General features: G+C 66.7%; 12 protein-coding genes and 1 pseudogene. 6 read left to right on the plus strand and 7 right to left on the minus strand.

Features of this window, described 5'->3' with window-relative positions; translation table 11 throughout:
* Positions 1-189 precede the first annotated feature (189 nt).
* Both ACMZ91_RS04045 and ACMZ91_RS04050 read right to left on the minus strand, forming a co-directional pair.
* On the minus strand, positions 190-2,295 hold the full coding sequence (locus tag ACMZ91_RS04045) for a phosphoglycerol transferase I (protein ID WP_414578088.1): 2,106 nt from the start codon (positions 2,293-2,295) through the stop codon (positions 190-192).
* A gap of 244 nt (positions 2,296-2,539) precedes the next feature.
* Positions 2,540-4,186 (minus strand): annotated as a pseudogene (locus ACMZ91_RS04050) (ABC1 kinase family protein); the annotation flags it as partial.
* Positions 4,187-4,394: 208 nt separating this feature from the next.
* Here ACMZ91_RS04050 and ACMZ91_RS04055 point away from each other — a divergent pair.
* The gene (locus ACMZ91_RS04055; RefSeq protein ID WP_049463103.1) at positions 4,395-5,321 is read left to right on the plus strand and encodes a DUF808 domain-containing protein; all 927 of its coding nucleotides are present in this window, start codon (positions 4,395-4,397) and stop codon (positions 5,319-5,321) included.
* A gap of 355 nt (positions 5,322-5,676) precedes the next feature.
* Here the strand turns inward: ACMZ91_RS04055 and ACMZ91_RS04060 are convergent, their stop codons facing one another.
* Complete coding sequence (locus tag ACMZ91_RS04060) at positions 5,677-7,215, minus strand: GGDEF domain-containing protein (protein WP_032127140.1); 1,539 nt, start codon at positions 7,213-7,215, stop codon at positions 5,677-5,679.
* Positions 7,216-7,320: 105 nt separating this feature from the next.
* On the opposite strand from ACMZ91_RS04060, the gene ACMZ91_RS04065 reads away from it, so the two are divergent.
* From ACMZ91_RS04065 to ACMZ91_RS04075, 3 genes are all read left to right on the plus strand, one after another.
* Positions 7,321-7,956: an NAD-dependent epimerase/dehydratase family protein gene (locus tag ACMZ91_RS04065; protein ID WP_049401697.1), complete on the plus strand. Its 636-nt coding sequence runs from the start codon at positions 7,321-7,323 to the stop codon at positions 7,954-7,956.
* Positions 7,956-8,663 carry a helix-turn-helix transcriptional regulator gene (locus ACMZ91_RS04070; RefSeq protein WP_414578091.1) on the plus strand — a complete coding sequence of 236 codons (708 nt, stop codon included), beginning with the start codon at positions 7,956-7,958 and terminating at the stop codon, positions 8,661-8,663. Before ACMZ91_RS04065 ends, ACMZ91_RS04070 begins: the two co-directional genes overlap by 1 nt.
* A gap of 325 nt (positions 8,664-8,988) precedes the next feature.
* Positions 8,989-9,375 (plus strand): VOC family protein, encoded by a 387-nt coding sequence (locus tag ACMZ91_RS04075; RefSeq protein WP_414578093.1) that lies wholly within the window; start codon positions 8,989-8,991, stop codon positions 9,373-9,375.
* 160 nt (positions 9,376-9,535) lie between these two features.
* Here ACMZ91_RS04075 and ACMZ91_RS04080 read toward each other — a convergent pair whose 3' ends face one another.
* From ACMZ91_RS04080 to pdhA, 4 genes are read right to left on the minus strand one after another with little or no spacing between them, the layout of a single operon-like run.
* The gene (locus ACMZ91_RS04080; RefSeq protein ID WP_414578095.1) at positions 9,536-10,921 is read right to left on the minus strand and encodes a dihydrolipoamide acetyltransferase family protein; all 1,386 of its coding nucleotides are present in this window, start codon (positions 10,919-10,921) and stop codon (positions 9,536-9,538) included.
* Entirely contained in the window at positions 10,918-11,271 is a 354-nt protein-coding gene (locus ACMZ91_RS04085) for an SH3 domain-containing protein (RefSeq protein WP_005411349.1), read from the minus strand. The genes ACMZ91_RS04080 and ACMZ91_RS04085 overlap by 4 nt, the downstream gene beginning before the upstream one ends.
* 1 nt (position 11,272) lies before the next feature.
* Positions 11,273-12,340, minus strand: a complete 1,068-nt coding sequence (locus tag ACMZ91_RS04090) for an alpha-ketoacid dehydrogenase subunit beta (protein ID WP_414578097.1) — start codon at positions 12,338-12,340, stop codon at positions 11,273-11,275.
* Positions 12,333-13,415 carry a pyruvate dehydrogenase (acetyl-transferring) E1 component subunit alpha gene (pdhA, locus tag ACMZ91_RS04095; RefSeq protein WP_414578099.1) on the minus strand — a complete coding sequence of 361 codons (1,083 nt, stop codon included), beginning with the start codon at positions 13,413-13,415 and terminating at the stop codon, positions 12,333-12,335. The genes ACMZ91_RS04090 and pdhA overlap by 8 nt, the downstream gene beginning before the upstream one ends.
* A gap of 335 nt (positions 13,416-13,750) precedes the next feature.
* Between pdhA and ACMZ91_RS04100 the strand changes: the two genes are divergently transcribed.
* Together ACMZ91_RS04100 and ACMZ91_RS04105 are read left to right on the plus strand one after the other, a co-directional pair.
* On the plus strand, positions 13,751-14,626 hold the full coding sequence (locus tag ACMZ91_RS04100) for a tryptophan 2,3-dioxygenase (RefSeq protein WP_049401685.1): 876 nt from the start codon (positions 13,751-13,753) through the stop codon (positions 14,624-14,626).
* A 181-nt stretch (positions 14,627-14,807) separates the two neighbouring features.
* Positions 14,808-16,307, plus strand: coding sequence for a peptide MFS transporter (locus ACMZ91_RS04105; protein WP_014038761.1), 1,500 nt, complete (start codon positions 14,808-14,810; stop codon positions 16,305-16,307).
* Positions 16,308-16,316: the final 9 nt, after the last annotated feature.

Below are 16,316 nucleotides of genomic sequence, written 5' to 3' on the forward strand. Positions count from 1 at the left end.
CGGTGTCGGAGTGCGGGGTGTCAGCCGCATGGATGCGGCTGCCAAGCCTACAGGGACGTACTTGCGGCGTCCCCGCACTCCGGCACCGCCCCGCCAAACCACGGAATGCACTCTGTTGCTGTTGCTTCTGAGGTTGCCGGCCAGCGGCCGGCACTACCACGGGTGCAGGGCGCAGCCCTGCAAAGAACCCTATCCTCGTGGTCGGCTGCGCGAGGGCACCAGTGCGAACGTGTCCACCGCCAGCTTCTCGGCGTGGTTCAACCACGCGCGGATCTCCAGATCATCCACTTCGTGGTCCAGCCCGAACGACACGTTGATCTTGCCGTTGGCATCGGGCTGCACCCACTGCTGCGCCAGTACCACCTTGCGCTGCGAGGACACCGCCTCGATCCAGAAGCCGCGATCCGGGCGCGTGCTCGCCACCAGCTGCAGCATGTACTGGCCGGCACGGGTACGACGACCCTTCTGGGTGATCATGTGCGCCTGGCGCACGCTCGGGCGCGGGCCTTGGAACGCGTCCAGCGGTGCATCCACCGCGATGCCGCCACGCAGGTCGTTGTCGCGGTACAGCTTGATGCCGTTGTCGCGGTTGACCAGCAGGGCGCACCAGTCACCGTCGGCCGAGCCGTCCTCGAACGCGGTGCAGCGATCAACGTAGGCCAGGGTGTTGTCCGGGTTGGCATCATCGAACTGGCGCGAGGTGTTCTCCAGGTACACCGACTTCAACCCCCAGTCCTTGTCGTACTCCAGCAACACCGGAGGCTGCACGTGCTGCAGGCCGACCACCACCTGGTCATCGCCATCGATCTTCAGCTCGCGGGTCGGTTCGCCCAGCCACAGCGAACGGGCGAAGGCGAGGTATTGCGGGTAATCGCGGCCGCCGTCGCGCTGGGTGGCCACGCTGGCGCTGGGCGCGCGCTGGGTATCGATCAGTGAACGGCCGAAGCCCATCGTCTTCAGGTTCGGGTCCAGCAGGCTGAGCAGGGTCGCACCCGAATCCAGGGTGGTGCCGGCATCGGCGCTGAGCTGCTGCGGAGCAATGCCATCGCCCAGCAACAGCAGCAGGTTCTCGCGCTTCTGCCGGGTCAGGATGTGGGTCAGATCGTTGGGCATCGCCAGGTGGTCGGAGGCGATCACGATCAGCGTGTCCTTGCCGTACGGGCTGGCCTGGATGCGCTGCACCAGCTGCGAAATCAGCCGGTCGCTGCACTTGAGCGCGTTGAGCATGTTGATGTTGCCGTACTGGCTCTGGTAGCGCTCGCCCTTGCACGACACCGGCAGATGACCGGCCGGGTGGTGGGTGTCCATGGTCAGCGTGGTCAGCATGAACGGCGAACCGGCGCGCGAGAGCTGCTCGAAGCGCTGGTAGGCGGTATCCAGCAGCACGTCATCGTGCACGCCCCAGGCCGAGTAGTGGATGCGGCCGATCTTCTTCTGCTGCTTGAACCACGCCAGGTCATGCACTTCATCGAAACCATGGCTGGACAGGAACTGGCCCTTGCCGGCGAACTGGCCGTTGGCACCGCCCAGATAGTGGTTGGTATAGCCCTGCTGCTTCAGGTAATCGCCCAGGCACACGGCCTTGGGCAGGAAGCTGCCCATGCGGTCCATGCTGTTCTCATCGCCCTGCGAAGTGGTCAGCGGCACGCCGCACATCGATGAGACCAGGCCGGCGATGGTCCAGCCGCTGCCCTCGGCCGAGGCCAGGTTGCGCACGTCCAGCGACTCGGACGCCAGGCGGTTGAGGTTGGGCATCAGGCCGGGAAACACGGCCTCGTCCAGGTAGGTACGTTCCAGGCTCTCGCCGTAGATCCAGACGATGTTGCGCGGGCGCTGCAGCGGCTGCGTCGGCACCTGGTATTCGGGTGCGATGCGGGCGAAGTCGACCGGCCGCAGTTGCTGGTACAGGCGCTGGCCGTCGCGGGCCAGCGGACTGATCATGATCGTGGCCACCCACACGGCCGCGAAACCGGCGAACAATGCGCCACCATGGCCGGGCCGGCGCCAGCGCTTCACCCGCGTGGCGAACAGCGGCAGCAGCGAGACCAGCGCCAGCACGATGAAGCCGGCGATATAGCCCTTGAAGTCGGAGACACCGGCGCCTTCCATGTCGGCGCCGAGGTGGTACAGGGTGGCGGCATTGAGCCCATCACCGGACAGCTTGTCGATCAGCCACCACGCGCTGAGCATGAGCAGCAGCAGCGAGAACGCACCAGCCTTCCACCACACCCACTTGTCGGACGCGAGGAACAACCAGCACAGCAGCAACAACGACAGCAGCAGTATCCAGAGCATAGGCAGCTTCGGCAGTGACGGGGTGGTGGTGATGGACGTCGTACCGACGCGTGTCCATCCGACCGACGCTGCCAAAAGCACATGCACATGACAGGCCGATGACCCGATAGTGCATGCACGAACCTGACTGAAATGTTTGTTGAAACAACACGCGCGCAATCGCGCTCAGAAGGTAAAACGAGCGTGAAGGGCATCGTTGGATTGCATTAAAAACCGCATGAATACGGCGGTTTTCGCTGATGCGCTAGCGATGCCCGCGTTCTTCGCGTGCCCGCGCACGACGGTCGAACAGCAATGCACTGGTCACGATGCCAAGGCCGAGCACCACGCCGATGAACAGCAGAATCAGCGCAATGAGCGGGTAGCCGAACAGGTGCCAGCCGGTGTCGATCTTCATCATCATCGCCGCAGCCATGATCAATGCGGCACTGATGATGCCGGCAGCCACGCGGTTGGCGATCTTCTGCAGGTTCTCCATCAACCGCGATTCTTCCAGGCCGGTCACCTTCATCTGCAGGCGGTTCTCGGCCAGCAGCGCCATGATGTCCGACAGCTTGCGCGGCCCATCGCGCAGCAGCTGCTGCAGCTCCATCGCCTCGCTGGCGAGGTTGGCGGCAGACAGCGATTTCTTCAGGCGCGCACGCATCACGTGCTGCAGCTGGCGCTCAACGATGCGGCGGGTTTCCAGCTCGGGTGCCAGCAGCCGGCACACGGTTTCCAGATTGAGCAGCGCCTTGCCCAGCAGGCTCAGTTCCGGCGGCGTGCGCAGGCCGCAGGCGGTGGCGATGCGCACCATGTCCAGCACCACGCGGCCTTCGGAGAAGCTGCCGCTGGCGGCGTAGCGCGCGATCAGCTGTCCGGTCTCGCGCAGGTAACGCTCTTCGTCGAATGCCTCCAGCCGCGTGCTGATGCTGATCAGATCGTCGGCTACTTCCTCGCCACGGCCATCGACCGCGGCGAACAGGATCTTCAGCAGGCGCTCGCGCAGACGCGGCGGCATGTGCGCGACCATGCCCAGGTCGAAGATCGCCAGCCGTCCATCTGGCATCACCCGCAGGTTGCCCGGGTGCGGGTCGGCATGGATCTCGCCATGCACGAAGATCTGGTCCAGGTAGCCGCGGATCAGCGCCGCCGCCAGAGGATCCATCGATTGCTCGGTGCGGCGCACATCGGGAATCGCATCCACGCGCACGCCGGTGGCCAGTTCCATGGTCAGCACGCGCTGGCTGCTGTAGTCCCACAGCGGCTGCGGAATCCACAGGCGGCGGAACGGCTTCAGGTGCCGGCCGAAACGGGCCAGGTTCTCGGCCTCGGCGTGGTAGTCCAGCTCCTGCATCAGGGTCTTGGCGAACTCGTTGAGCCAGTCGCGCAGGCGCACGCGACGGCCCACCTGGGTCAGGTGGTCGGCGGCCAGCGCGAAGCTGCGCAGTGCCTCCAGGTCCGAGCGCAGCTGCGCGGCGACCTCGGGTTTCTGCACCTTCACCGCCACTTGGCGGCCATCGTGCAGCACCGCGCGATGCACCTGCGCGATCGAGGCACAGCCCAGTGGCTCGGGATCGAACGCGGCGAACAGCTTGTTCACCGGCGCGCCCAGCTCCTGTTCGACGATGGCATGGATGCGCTCGACCGGAATCTCGGCCACCTTTTCCTGCATGCGCTCCAGCGCCGTGGCGAACTCCACCGGCACCATGTCCGGGCGGGTGGACAGCATCTGGCCTAGTTTGACGAAGGTCGGTCCCAGCGCTTCCAGGTCGCTGACGAACTGTTCCGGGTTGCCATCGGCGGGGACGTCGGCCTGGTTGCTGGCCGCGTCCAGGTTCATGCCCGAGAACACGCCCGAATGGCGGTAGCGCATCAGCAGGCGCAGGATCTGGCTGCGCCGGTTCATGCCTTTGACCAGCGGAGGGTTGCCATTGGCGGTGGGCGGATTGCTCAAGCGACACTCCCATGCGACGAATACAGGTAGTGCCGGCCGCTGGCCGGCAATGTCCGGATTCCGCAGTGTCGCCGGTGGGCGGTAGGCACGCGGTGAATCCGACCGCTTCCGCAGCTGCCCCGGTATCGGTCAGAATCCGCTCATTCCCTCACTTGGACGCCCCATGGCCGGTGCCAGCCTGTTCGCCCTGCTCGACGATATCGCCTCCCTGCTGGACGACGTCTCGGTCCTGACCAAGGTTGCGGCGAAGAAGACCGCCGGTGTGCTCGGCGACGACCTGGCGCTGAACGCGCAGCAGGTCACCGGAGTCAACGCCAACCGCGAACTGCCGGTGGTGTGGGCGGTGGCCAAGGGCTCGCTGGTCAACAAGGTGATCCTGGTACCGGCGGCGCTGGCGATCAGTGCACTGGAGGCGTGGCTGCACAGCCGTGGCTGGAACGTGCCGCTGATCGTGCCATTGATGATGATCGGCGGTGCCTTCCTCTGCTTCGAGGGCGTGGAGAAGCTGGCGCATCGCTTCCTGCATTCGGCTGACGACGATGCCGAGCATCAGGCCGAGCGGCGCAAGGCGCTAGCCGATACCCAGGTGGACATGGTGGCGTGGGAGAAGGACAAGGTAAAAGGCGCGATCCGCACCGACTTCATCCTCTCGGCCGAGATCATCGTGTTGACCCTGGGCGTGGTCGCCACCGCACCGTTCACCAACCAGGTGGTCACCCTGGCCGTGGTTGCACTGGCGATGACGGTCTTCGTCTATGGGCTGGTCGCGGGCATCGTGAAGCTTGATGACGTCGGCCTGTACCTGTCGCGCAAGGGTGGGGCTGTGGCCGCCTTCGGTCGCGGCCTGGTGGCCTCGGCGCCGTGGCTGATGAAGTTCCTGTCGGTGGCCGGCACCATCGCCATGTTCCTGGTCGGTGGCGGCATCCTGGTGCACAACGTGCCGGCACTGCACCACGCGGTGCAGGCGCTGGGCGGCGAAGGGCAGTGGGGCTGGCTGATCAGCGCTGCGGCCAACATGGTGGTGGGCATCATCGCCGGTGCCATCGTGCTGGCGGCGGTGACCGGGTTCCAGAAGCTGCGCGGGAAGTAAGCGGCGGCCCATTGCCCGGTAGAGGCCGACCTTGGTCGGCGCTTTGTTTCCGCGTGTGCCAACCAAGGTTGGCACCTACCAAAGCGCTGTCCCTTGCGTTGGTAGAGGCCGACCTTGGTCGGCGCTTTGCCCCGGCGTGTGCCAACCAAGGTTGCCACCTACCGAAGCGCTGTCCTTTGCGTTGGTAGAGGCCGACCTTGGTCGGCGCTTTGTTCCGGCGTGTGCCAACCAAGGTTGCCACCAACCGAAGCGCTGTCCTTTGCGTTGGTAGAGGCCGACCTTGGTCGGTGCTTTGCCCCGGCGTGTGCCAACCAAGGTTGGCACCTACCGAAGCGGTTTGCGGTGGGCCGGGCGATCAACCCGCCTGTACGCGGTTCTTGCCCTGGCGCTTGGCGGCATACAGCGCGTCATCGGCGCGCCGCAGCAGGGTTTCGGTATCGTCGCCGGGCTGCCATTGCGCCAACCCGGCACTGAAGTGCACCGGCACGCGCTGGTCCTGCACGGTCAGCACGCGGTGCGCCAGTGAACGCTGCAGGCGCTGCACGGTGGCCATGCTGTCGGCACCCTGGGTCTCCGGCAGCACCAGCACGAACTCGTCGCCACCCAGCCGCGCGATGCCATCGGTGGCGCGCAGCAGCAGCTTGCACACGGCTACCAGGTGCTGCAGCAGCGCATCGCCACCGGCATGGCCGTGCGCATCGTTGGTCTGGTGGAAATCATCCAGATCGATTACCGCCACGCCCAGCGGCGAGTTGTTGCGCGCGGCGCGCGCCAGCTCGCGCTGCAGCAGTTCGTCCAGGCCACGGCGGTTCAGCGCCTGGGTCAGTGGATCGATGCGCGCCAGGTCACCGGCGGCGCGCAGTTCCTGCTCCAGCTCGGCAATGCGTTGCTCTGCACGTTCCACTTCCTGCCGCGCGTTGGCCAGGTGATCGCGCGCCTGTGCGGCCTGCTGCTGCACCTTGCCGGTATCGCGCATCACGTCCTGCAGCAGCTGATTGAGGTCGGCGATGCTGCGCGCTTCGCGCAGCTGCAGCGCATAGCTGCCAATGCGGTCGTGGTATTCGCCGGTGCTGGTGGCCATGCCGTCCATACGCTCGATGAACTCGCCCATCAACCCGCGCATCGCCGCCTTCGAATCGTCGATGCCCTGCCGCAGCAGGCCCTGCTTGTAGATCACTTCGCGCAGTTCGGCGCGGGTGCGCTCGACCGCCTCAGCTTCCAACGGCCCGTCCAGCAGCTGGCGTACTGCGGCGATCTGGCCCTGCAGCCAGCTGCGGTCATCCAGCAGCTCGCTCACGTTCTCCAGCAGCAGCGCGAACAGCTCAAGCAGCAGCGCCTGCTGCTCCTGCCAGCTCTCGGCACGCACGCCGACCTGGTGGCCGAGCTCGCGCACGCCCTGTTCGATCGGTTCCAGCGCCGTGCCCGGTTGCCACTGGCGCAGCTGCATGGCCAGCGTCTGCGCCTGCTCGCGCAGGTCCGGATCGTGCTGCAGCAGGGCCACCACCGCGCCGCCCAGCAGCAGGCGCAGCTGCTCGGACAGGCGCAGGCTTTCCGGCTGCCCATCCGGCGAATGCTGTTCGATGGTGCGGATGTACTTGTCGATCAGCTGCCGCATCGCGCGCCCATAGCGCGGCCAATCGGCGCTGGCCTGCGCCGACTGCAGGCGGTCGCCCATGTCGCCCAGTTCGCCGGGCAGGGTGGCCATGCCATTGGCGAATGCGGCCAGCAGCGGCTCCGGTGCGTCGGCCCCGGCGAACAGCTGCTGCAGCGCCACGCCACCGCCACCCTGCAGCACCACGCGGTCGCCCAGCCCATCGTCCACCACCGCGCGCACGCGTGCCGGCGGCCCAAGGGCGGTACCGGGGGCAGGGCGGTGGTCGGGCTGGTCCGTCATGGAGCAAATCCTGGGGCTGGCAGGGACTGGTTCCAGCATATCGGCGCGGCCGCCGACGGCTTGAACGGCTAGGATGGGCGACAGGATGCCGCAGTGGAGGTGGTGATGCGCGTGATGTTGCTGGGGGCGACCGGGCTGGTCGGTGGGCTGACCCTGTCCAGGCTGCTGGACGACCCGCGCTGCAGCGCCGTGATCGCGCCGACCCGCCGCCCGTTGGCTGTGGCCCACGCCAAGCTGGAGAACCCGGTGCTGGCCTTCGATGCACTGCCCGACGCAGCCGAATGGACGCGCGTGGACGCGGTCATCTGCGCGCTCGGCAGCACCATTGCCCAAGCCGGCAGCCGCGAGGCCTTCCACCGTATCGACCATGACTACCCGCTGGCGTTCGCCCGCCTGGCGCAGGCGCAGGGTGCGCAGACCTATGTGCTGAATTCCGCAGCCGGCGCCAACCCGCAGTCGTCGATCTTCTACAGCCGGGTGAAGGGCGAGCTGGAGCATGACCTGCGTGCGCTGGGGTTCAACTCGTTGACCCTGGTCCGCCCCGGGCTGATCGGCGGCGAGCGCACCGAGGTGCGACGTGGCGAGCGCCTGGCGCTGACGGTGTTGGGGGCATTGGGGCCGCTGCTGCCACGGGCGTGGCGGATCAATCCGGCCAGCGAGATCGCCAAGGCACTGGTCGAAGCCGCGCTGGCCCCACAACCGGGTGAACACGTGGTGGCATCCAGCGCACTGGTCGGCTGATGTCGCGCGCGCTGCGCCTGACCCAGCTTCAACAGCTGCTGCGCCGCCATCGACGGCCGGTGGCCGGGCAGGTGCTGGCCGAAGCGCTGGGCATCAGCTTGCGAACGCTGTACCGCGATATCGAGACCCTGCGCGAGCAAGGCGCCGACCTGCGTGGTGAGGCTGGCGTCGGCTACCAGCTGGCACCTAGCGATACCCTGCCGCCGATGACCCTGCCACCCGCAGAGATCGATGCATTGGTGCTGGGCCTGCGCTGGGTTGCGGCCCGCACCGAACCCGCGTTGGCCGAGGCCGCACGTGACGCTCTGGCGCGTATCGCGCATGTGCTGCCTGCCGCGCGTCGGGAAGCCTTGCGTGACAGTGGACTGCGCGTTGGCCCTTCGCGCGCTGCGGCCAAGATGCCGGCGGCACGCCTGCAGGCCGTGCGTGAGGCTGTGGGTTCACAGCGGCGCCTGAAGTTCGGCTACCAGGATGCACAGGGCCAGCGCAGCGAGCGCATTGTCTGGCCGTTCGCACTGGGCTACTTCGATGAAGTGCCGATGCTGGCGGCGTGGTGCGAAGGCCGCGAGGACTTCCGCCATTTCCGGCTGGACCGCATCCGCCAGGTGCGCGTGCTGGAGGATCGCTACCTCGTGCCGCGCGCCACCCTGCTGCGGCGCTGGCAGAAGGCACAGGGCATCGCACCGGACTGGCTGGACCGTTCGTAGGGTCGAGCGTGCTCGACTGCTTCCGTGCATCGCTTCCGGCTCCTGGGGACGGCGGCCTTCGCTCTTCGCTCCTGGTAGAGGTCGAGCTTGCTCGACCGCCTTTGATCTTCGCGAACAGCAGTCGAGCAAGCTCGACATCTACCAGAGCAACAACAACAGCAGTCGAGCAAGCTCGACATCTACCAGGGCAAGGGCAACAGCAGTCGAGCAAGCTCGACATCTACCAGGGGGGGGGGCAACAGCAGTCGATCACGCTCGACGCTACTGACAGAATCTGTCAGCAGGGCCGTACCACCATGAACGCTCCCAACAACGGAGGTTCCCCATGTTCACGCCCAGCACCCTGCTGCAGTACGTGCGCGACGTCGCCACCAGCGCCACGTTCTACAGCGGCATTCTCGGCAAGCCACCGGTCGAGCAGTCGCCCGGTTTCGCCCTGTTCCTGCTCGGCGATGGCGCCGCACTGGGCCTGTGGCAACGCGACGACGTGCAGCCACCTGTGTCTGCGCAGGCCGGTGCCGCCGAACTGGCGATGATGGTCGCCAACCCGGAGGCCGTGCAGCAGATGCACGATGCGTGGCGCGCATTCGGCGTGCAGATCCTGCAGGCACCGGTGACCTTGGAATTCGGCCATACCTTCGTCGGCGCCGATCCGGATGGCCACCGCCTGCGTGTGTACAGCCGCGCCGAAGGCATGGTCGCGCGCGATTGATCGCCCGCATTGTGTAGATCCACGCCATGCATGGATGCAGGCACAAAAAAACGCCGGGCATTGCCCGGCGTTTCTCCACTTCATGTGCCAACCAAGGTTGGCACCCACCAATCAGTTTCATGTGCCAACCAAGGTCGGCACCCACCGATAAGGTGGCCGATCAGCTGGCCAGCGCCAAATCGTCCATCATCGCGCGCAGGAAGCGGGCCGCTTCACCACCGGTAGCCGCGCGGTGGTCGAAGGTGACCGACAGCGGGATCACCTTGTGCGCTTCCACACCGCCCATCACCGGGGTCATCTGGTGGCGGGCACGGCCGGCACCGACGATGGCCACGCATGGCGGCACCACGACCGGGGTCGCGTAGCGGCCGGCGAACATGCCGAAGTTGGACAGCGAGATGGTGTAGCCGCTCAGTTCCGAGGCGGCGATCGAACGCGATTCGACCTGCTCGCGCAGGCGGTTGACGCCTTCACGGATGCCGCGTGCGTCGAGCATGTCGGCGTTGCGCAGGGCCGGCACGAACAGGCCGTCGTCGGTGTCCACGGCGATGCCGATGTCCACCTGCGCGTGCAGGGTGCGGGTCAGCGCTTCACCGTCGAACCAGGCGTTCATCGCCGGCACCTTCTGTGCGGCGACCACGATCGAACGCACCAGGCGCGCGGTGACGTCGTTGCCCGGCAGCCAGGCGTGGATGTCGGCGTCGTCGTTCAGCGTGGTCGGCACGACCTTGCTGTGCGCATCGGCCATCACGCGCGCCATGTTGCGGCGAACGCCCTTCAGCGGTTCCGGCTGACCCTTGGCGACCACGCCCGGCGGCTGGGTGCGCATCGGCTTGCCGGCGGCGGACAGCGGGGTGCGGGCTTCGCTCTGCACCGGGGCAGACACCTGCGCCGGGGCCGGCGCGGCATAGGCAGCAGCGGCCGGCGCCGGAGCGGCACCGATCTTTGCGCTGCCATCCGCAGCTGCCTGCTTGACGTCGGCCATGGTCACCGCGCCATCGGCGCCGGTGGCGCGTACGCGGGACAGGTCCACGCCCAGCTTGCGCGCGGTGGCACGCACGGCCGGTACGGCCTTGACGCCACCGACGGCCAGCGCCTGCTCGGCGTGCACGGCGTTGGAACTCTGCATGGCGCCGACCACGGTACCGGCGTCATCACGCTCGGCGGCGGCGGGCTTGGCCGCTTCGGCGGCCACCGGTGCGGCAGCGGCCGGCAGCGGCGGCGGGGTCGGTGCCGCGGCCGGTGCCGTATGGCCGTGGCTGTGGCCGGTGTCCTGGCCATCCGCGCGCTGCGGCAGGTTCGGGTCCAGCTCGAAGCTGGCCAGCACCGAGCCGGTCGGGATGATGTCGCCGGCAGCGCCGGACAGCTTCAGCACCTTGCCGGAGAACGGCGACGGCACCTCGACGACGGCCTTGGCGGTCTCCATCGAGACCAGCGGCTCGTCCAGCTTGATCACATCGCCTTCCTTGACGAACCACTCGACGATGGTCGCGTCCGGCAGGCCTTCGCCCAGGTCGGGCAGGTTGAAGTTCTTGGTCTGGCTCATTTGCAGTTCTCTTCCAGCAGTTCCAGTTCGCGGGCCGGCAGCCAACCCGTCGCGCCATTGGCGCGCTCGGACCACCACCACCCGCCGTGTTCGTGATGAAGCTTCACCATCTCGCCGCTTTCCACATCCAGCTCGCGGGCGTCGTAGTCGCACAGCGCTTCGGCGCGCCCCTCGTCCAGCAGCTGCAACCAGGCGATGGGCGCCCATCCAGCGCGCCCATCGTTGGTGCGTACCCAGGCAAACGCCGGCCATTCCTCGTCACGGACACCTACTTCGACGATCTGGCCGGTGTGGAACCGGAGCGGGTTGGGATACTGGCTGCGGTAAGCCCCCAGAAGGCGGGCCCGCATGTCAGCCGGCCGCCACCGCGCGCTTGGCCGCAGCCACGATCCGCTCAACGCTCGGCAGGTACTTCATTTCCAGGCGGAACAGCGGAATGTGGGTGTCGTAGCCAGTGACGCGCTCGACCGGGGCCAGCAGGTCGTAGATCGAGTCCTCGGCCAGGCGCGCAGCGATTTCGGCGCCGAAGCCCGCGGTCTTCGGGGCCTCCTGCACGATCACGCAGCGGCCGGTCTTGGCCACCGATTCGGCGATGGTGGCGAAGTCCAGCGGACGCAGCGTGGCCACGTCGATGACTTCGGCACTGATGCCTTCACCGGCCAGCTTGTCGGCCGCTTCCAGCGCTTCCTTCACCTGCGCGCCCCAGGTCACCAGGGTCACGTCGGTGCCGTCGCGCAGCACGAAGCAGACGTCCAGCGGCAAGGCCTCGCCGTCGTTGACGACCACTTCCTTGTACTGGCGGTAGATGCGCTTGGGCTCCATGTAGATCACCGGATCCGGCTCGCGGATCGCGGCCAGCAGCAGGCCGTAGGCGCGCTGCGGCGACGACGGCAGCACCACGCGCAGGCCCGGCACGTTGGTGAAGATCGCCTCGTTGGCTTCGCTGTGGTGTTCCGGTGCGCGGATGCCACCGCCCCACGGCACGCGCAGCACCATCGGGCAGTGCAGGCGGCCACGCGTGCGGTAACGCAGGCGTGCGGCGTGGCAGACGATATGGTCGACCATCGGGTACATGAAGCCATCGAACTGGGCCTCGGCCACGGGCTTCATGCCCTGCGCCGCCAGGCCGATGGTCAGGCCGGCGATGGTGGTTTCATCCAGCGGGGTGTCGAGGATGCGTTCGGAGCCGAAGCGCTGCTGCAGGCCGGCGGTGGCGCGGAACACGCCGCCGTTGACGCCCACGTCCTCGCCCAGCACCAGCACCGACGGGTCGTGCTCCAGCTCCCAGGCCAGTGCCTGTGTGATGGCTTCGATCAGGGTGATGGGGGTAGTGGTCATGCTCTCTTCTCCGCGCGCGCCGGCGGCGCTGTCGGCGGCGTTGGTGTGCGCGCCGGGCGCGCCGTTCTTGATCTCATCCATGGCGCTTCTCCAGGGCGATCGCCTGGGCACGCTGGGCCAGCAGGTCCTGCGGCGGATCGGCGTAGAGGAAATCGAACATCGCCTCGACCGGCTGCACCGGCGTGTTGAGGTACAGGTTCACTTCCTCGTCCACGCGCGCGCCGCACTCGGCGACCCACGCGGTTTCCTCGTCCTCGCTCCACACGCCGGCGTTGATCAGGTACTTGCGCAGGCGCAGCATCGGCTCGCGCTGCCAGGCATCCTTCACTTCGGCGTCGTCGCGGTAGCGGCGCGCGTCATCGGCGGTGGTGTGGTCGGACAGGCGGTAGGTCATCAGTTCCAGCACGGTGCCACCGTTACCGGCCAGCGCACGTTCGCGCGCCTGCTCCATCGCCGCCAGCACTGCGATCAGGTCGTTGCCGTCCACCTGCAGGCAATGCAGGCCACCGGCCAGGCCCTTCTGCGCCAGCGTTTCGGCACCGGTCTGGGCCGAACGCGGGACCGAGATGGCCCAGCCGTTGTTGACGATGCACAGGATCAGCGGCAGCTTGTAGGCGCCTGCCGAATTCAGTGCCGCATAGAAGTCGGTCTTGGAGCTGCCGCCGTCGCCACACACGGCCACCGCGATCTGCGCTTCCTTGTTGAGCTTGAACTTCAGCGCCGCGCCTGCGGCATGCAGGCACTGGGTGGAGATCGGCACGCAGAACGGGAAGTCCTTGGCCGCGTTGCCGCCGTAATCGTTGCCGCGTTCGTCGCCGCCCCAGTACATCAGCACGTCGTGCGGGCGCACGCCACGCATGAACATCGCGCCATACTCACGGTACGAAGGTGCGAACACGTCGTCCTTCTGCATCGCAGCGCCGATACCCACGTGCGCGGCTTCGTGGCCCAGGCAGGCGGCATAGGTGCCGAGCTTGCCGGTGCGCTGCAGCGCGATGGATTTGCTGTCGAACGTGCGTACGAACAGCATCTGCTTGAACAGCGGTACCAGGACCTTGGGGTCGCGCAGCGACGCGGGCAGGTCATCGCGGACGAGCGTGCCGTCCGTATCCAGGTACTGCAGGTATTCGATCTTGAATTCAGCGGCAACCGTCATTGCGTACTGCACCTTCGACAGAGAAGTTACAAATGATATGAATCGCCATGTTAAGGAACGCGTACGGAATAGCCTTCCTGCGCCGCAACACGGCGATTCCCCGTTTTACCCCTGCCGGCGGGTGGGGGGCCAATAACAACAACGTATTCAGTCGTTGCTGCAAAGCATCAGAATACGCCTCTGGCTGACCGCCAGTACAACGGCGCGGACGGTTCCACGCGCAGCCCCGGCATCGGCCGATGCTCCACGACCAACCGCACGCCCCGGTATGGACCCGGCGGCTGCCAGCGCGGCGGCAACGCGCTACCCTTGCCGCCCCCGATCTGGTCCCGCCCATGTCCGTCGACAACAACCAACGCGATCTCGAAGCCGGCATCCACACCGACCTGCAGGGACGCCTGACCTATGGCGGCTACCTGCGGCTGGACCAGCTGCTCAGCGCGCAGCAGCCGCTGTCCAGCCCGCCGCACCACGACGAGATGCTCTTCATCATCCAGCATCAGACCTCGGAGCTGTGGCTGAAGCTGCTGGGCCATGAGCTGCGTGCCGCAATCGGCTTCCTGCAGCGCGATGAAGTCTGGCAGTGCCGCAAGGTGCTGGCGCGCAGCAAGCAGGTGCTGCGCCAGCTGACCGAGCAGTGGTCGGTGCTGGAAACGCTGACCCCGTCCGAGTACATGGGCTTCCGCGACGTGCTGGGCCCGTCGTCGGGCTTCCAGTCGCTGCAGTACCGCTACATCGAGTTCCTGCTGGGCAACAAGAACGCACAGATGCTGCAGGTGTTCGAGCACGATGCGGCCGGGCAGGCGCAGCTGCGCACCGTGCTGGAGGCGCCCAGCCTGTACGAGGAATTCCTGAAGTACCTGACCCGTTTCGGCCACGCCGTCCCGGCGGTGTACGAGGCCCACGACTGGACCCAGCCGCATGTGGCCGATGACGCACTGCAGCCGGTCTTCGAACGCATCTACCAGGACACCGACCGCTACTGGCGCGAGTACTCGCTGTGCGAGGACCTGGTGGACCTGGAGACCGCCTTCCAGCTGTGGCGATTCCGACACATGCGCACCGTGATGCGGGTGATCGGCTTCAAGCGCGGCACGGGCGGCTCGTCCGGCGTGGGCTTCCTGGCCAAGGCGCTGGAACTGACCTTCTTCCCTGAACTGTTCCAGGTGCGGACCAGCCTGCAGGCCGGGCCCCCGGCAGAACAGGGCTGATCCGTATTCAGCTTGGATCCCGGCCGGCGGCTGGATCGTTTCAGATGCAAGTTCAGGGAGCAGGCTGGCACCTGCCTCAAACGGCGTGTATTTGACGTGAACGCCAGAAGTCGGTGATCCTCGCGCGTTGCTCCAACTGCACATCGGACGTGCTCGTCATCCACCGAACCAGGAAATCCGCATGAGCGTAAACGCCACTGCGAACACCCCAGAGCCGGCGCTGCCGGACTTCAAGACCACGCTGGGCCACCCGCGCCCGTTGTGGATGCTGTTCATGACCGAGTTCTGGGAGCGCTTTGCGTTCTACGGCATCCGCTGGGCCTTGGTGCTGTACATCGTCGCCCAGTTCTACAACGGCAGCGCTGCCGGTGAAGGCGACGCCAGCCGCATCTACGGCGCCTACCTGGCCCTGGTGTATGCCGCAGCGATCTTCGGTGGCTACGTGGCCGACCGGGTACTGGGTTACCAGCGATCGATCCTGACCGGCGCGATCATCATGGCCGCCGGCCTGTTCATGATCTCGCTGCCGCAGGAGCACATCTTCAAGCTCGGCCTGGCCACGATCATCGTCGGCAACGGCCTGTTCAAGCCCAACATCTCGACCATGGTCGGCAAGCTGTACGGCCTGAAGGACGAGCGCCGCGATTCGGGCTTCACCATCTTCTACATGGGCATCAACATCGGCGCGATGATCGCCCCGGTGCTGACCGAGTACCTGGCCCGCAAGGTCTTCGGTACCGACGCGATGCCGTCCTACAAGGTCGTGTTCATCGCCTCGGGCGTGGGCATGCTGATCTCGCTGGTGTGGTTCTACATCGGTCGCGCCGGCCTGAAGGGCATCGGTGCACCGCCGGCCGGCGCTGAAGGCTTCGGCCGCATCATCATGGTGCTGGCCGGTGCCGTGGTCGCCATCCCGGTCGCCTACTTCCTGCTGGCCACCGGCGCCACCGCACTGGCCTGGATCCTGGGCGCGATGTTCACCGCGCTGGCCATCCTGCTGCTGGTCGAGGGCATCCGCGAGGGCAAGGTGCAGCGCGACCGCGTGATCGCGATGCTGATCATCTTCGCCTTCAATGTGATGTTCTGGATGTTCTTCGAGCAGGCCGGCAGCTCGTTCACCTTCCTGGCTGAGAACATCGTCAACCGCCAGTTCGGTGACTGGACCTTCCCGACCGCGTGGTTCCAGTCGGTCAACTCGGTGGCCATCATCACCCTGGCACCGATCATCGCCTGGATCTGGGTGGCCATGGGCCGCGCCAATCCGTCCATCCCGCGCAAGTTCGGCCTGGGCCTGCTGTTCAACGGCGCCGCGTTCGCGCTGTTGATGTTCGCCCTGTCGCAGATGGTCGTGGACGGCAAGATCCCGTTCTGGACCCTGTTCATGGTCTACGTCATCCAGTCGGTGGGTGAGCTGTGCCTGTCGCCGATCGGCCTGTCGATGGTGACCAAGCTGGCCCCGGTGCGCCTGGTCGGCTTCGGCATGGGTGGCTGGTTCCTGTCCACCGGCATCGGCAACAACCTGTCGGGCATCTTCGCCGGCGTGGTCAGTGGTGAAGGCGGCATGACGGTCGAGTCGGCCCTGAAGGGGTATACCTTCGGGTTCTGGGCCCTGATCGGCTCCGGCGTGGTGCTGTTCCTGGTCGCCCCGCTGATCAACAAGCTGATGCACGGCGTCAAATGATGATGAGAG

Source organism: Stenotrophomonas sp. FR024 (genome assembly GCF_047500745.2).
GTDB classification, from domain to species: Bacteria; Pseudomonadota; Gammaproteobacteria; order Xanthomonadales; family Xanthomonadaceae; genus Stenotrophomonas; species Stenotrophomonas maltophilia_A.

What these genes read in the sequence shown, in the direction of transcription:
- ACMZ91_RS04090 (WP_414578097.1), bottom strand. Translation starts at nt 12,340, where the DNA reads ATGGATGAGATCAAGAACGGCGCGCCCGGCGCGCACACCAACGCCGCC.
- pdhA (WP_414578099.1), bottom strand. Translation starts at nt 13,415, where the DNA reads ATGACGGTTGCCGCTGAATTCAAGATCGAATACCTGCAGTACCTGGAT.
- ACMZ91_RS04105 (WP_014038761.1), top strand. Translation starts at nt 14,808, where the DNA reads ATGAGCGTAAACGCCACTGCGAACACCCCAGAGCCGGCGCTGCCGGAC.
- ACMZ91_RS04045 (WP_414578088.1), bottom strand. Translation starts at nt 2,295, where the DNA reads ATGCTCTGGATACTGCTGCTGTCGTTGTTGCTGCTGTGCTGGTTGTTC.
- ACMZ91_RS04075 (WP_414578093.1), top strand. Translation starts at nt 8,989, where the DNA reads ATGTTCACGCCCAGCACCCTGCTGCAGTACGTGCGCGACGTCGCCACC.
- ACMZ91_RS04100 (WP_049401685.1), top strand. Translation starts at nt 13,751, where the DNA reads ATGTCCGTCGACAACAACCAACGCGATCTCGAAGCCGGCATCCACACC.
- ACMZ91_RS04060 (WP_032127140.1), bottom strand. Translation starts at nt 7,215, where the DNA reads ATGACGGACCAGCCCGACCACCGCCCTGCCCCCGGTACCGCCCTTGGG.
- ACMZ91_RS04070 (WP_414578091.1), top strand. Translation starts at nt 7,956, where the DNA reads ATGTCGCGCGCGCTGCGCCTGACCCAGCTTCAACAGCTGCTGCGCCGC.
- ACMZ91_RS04085 (WP_005411349.1), bottom strand. Translation starts at nt 11,271, where the DNA reads ATGCGGGCCCGCCTTCTGGGGGCTTACCGCAGCCAGTATCCCAACCCG.
- ACMZ91_RS04080 (WP_414578095.1), bottom strand. Translation starts at nt 10,921, where the DNA reads ATGAGCCAGACCAAGAACTTCAACCTGCCCGACCTGGGCGAAGGCCTG.
- ACMZ91_RS04065 (WP_049401697.1), top strand. Translation starts at nt 7,321, where the DNA reads ATGCGCGTGATGTTGCTGGGGGCGACCGGGCTGGTCGGTGGGCTGACC.
- ACMZ91_RS04055 (WP_049463103.1), top strand. Translation starts at nt 4,395, where the DNA reads ATGGCCGGTGCCAGCCTGTTCGCCCTGCTCGACGATATCGCCTCCCTG.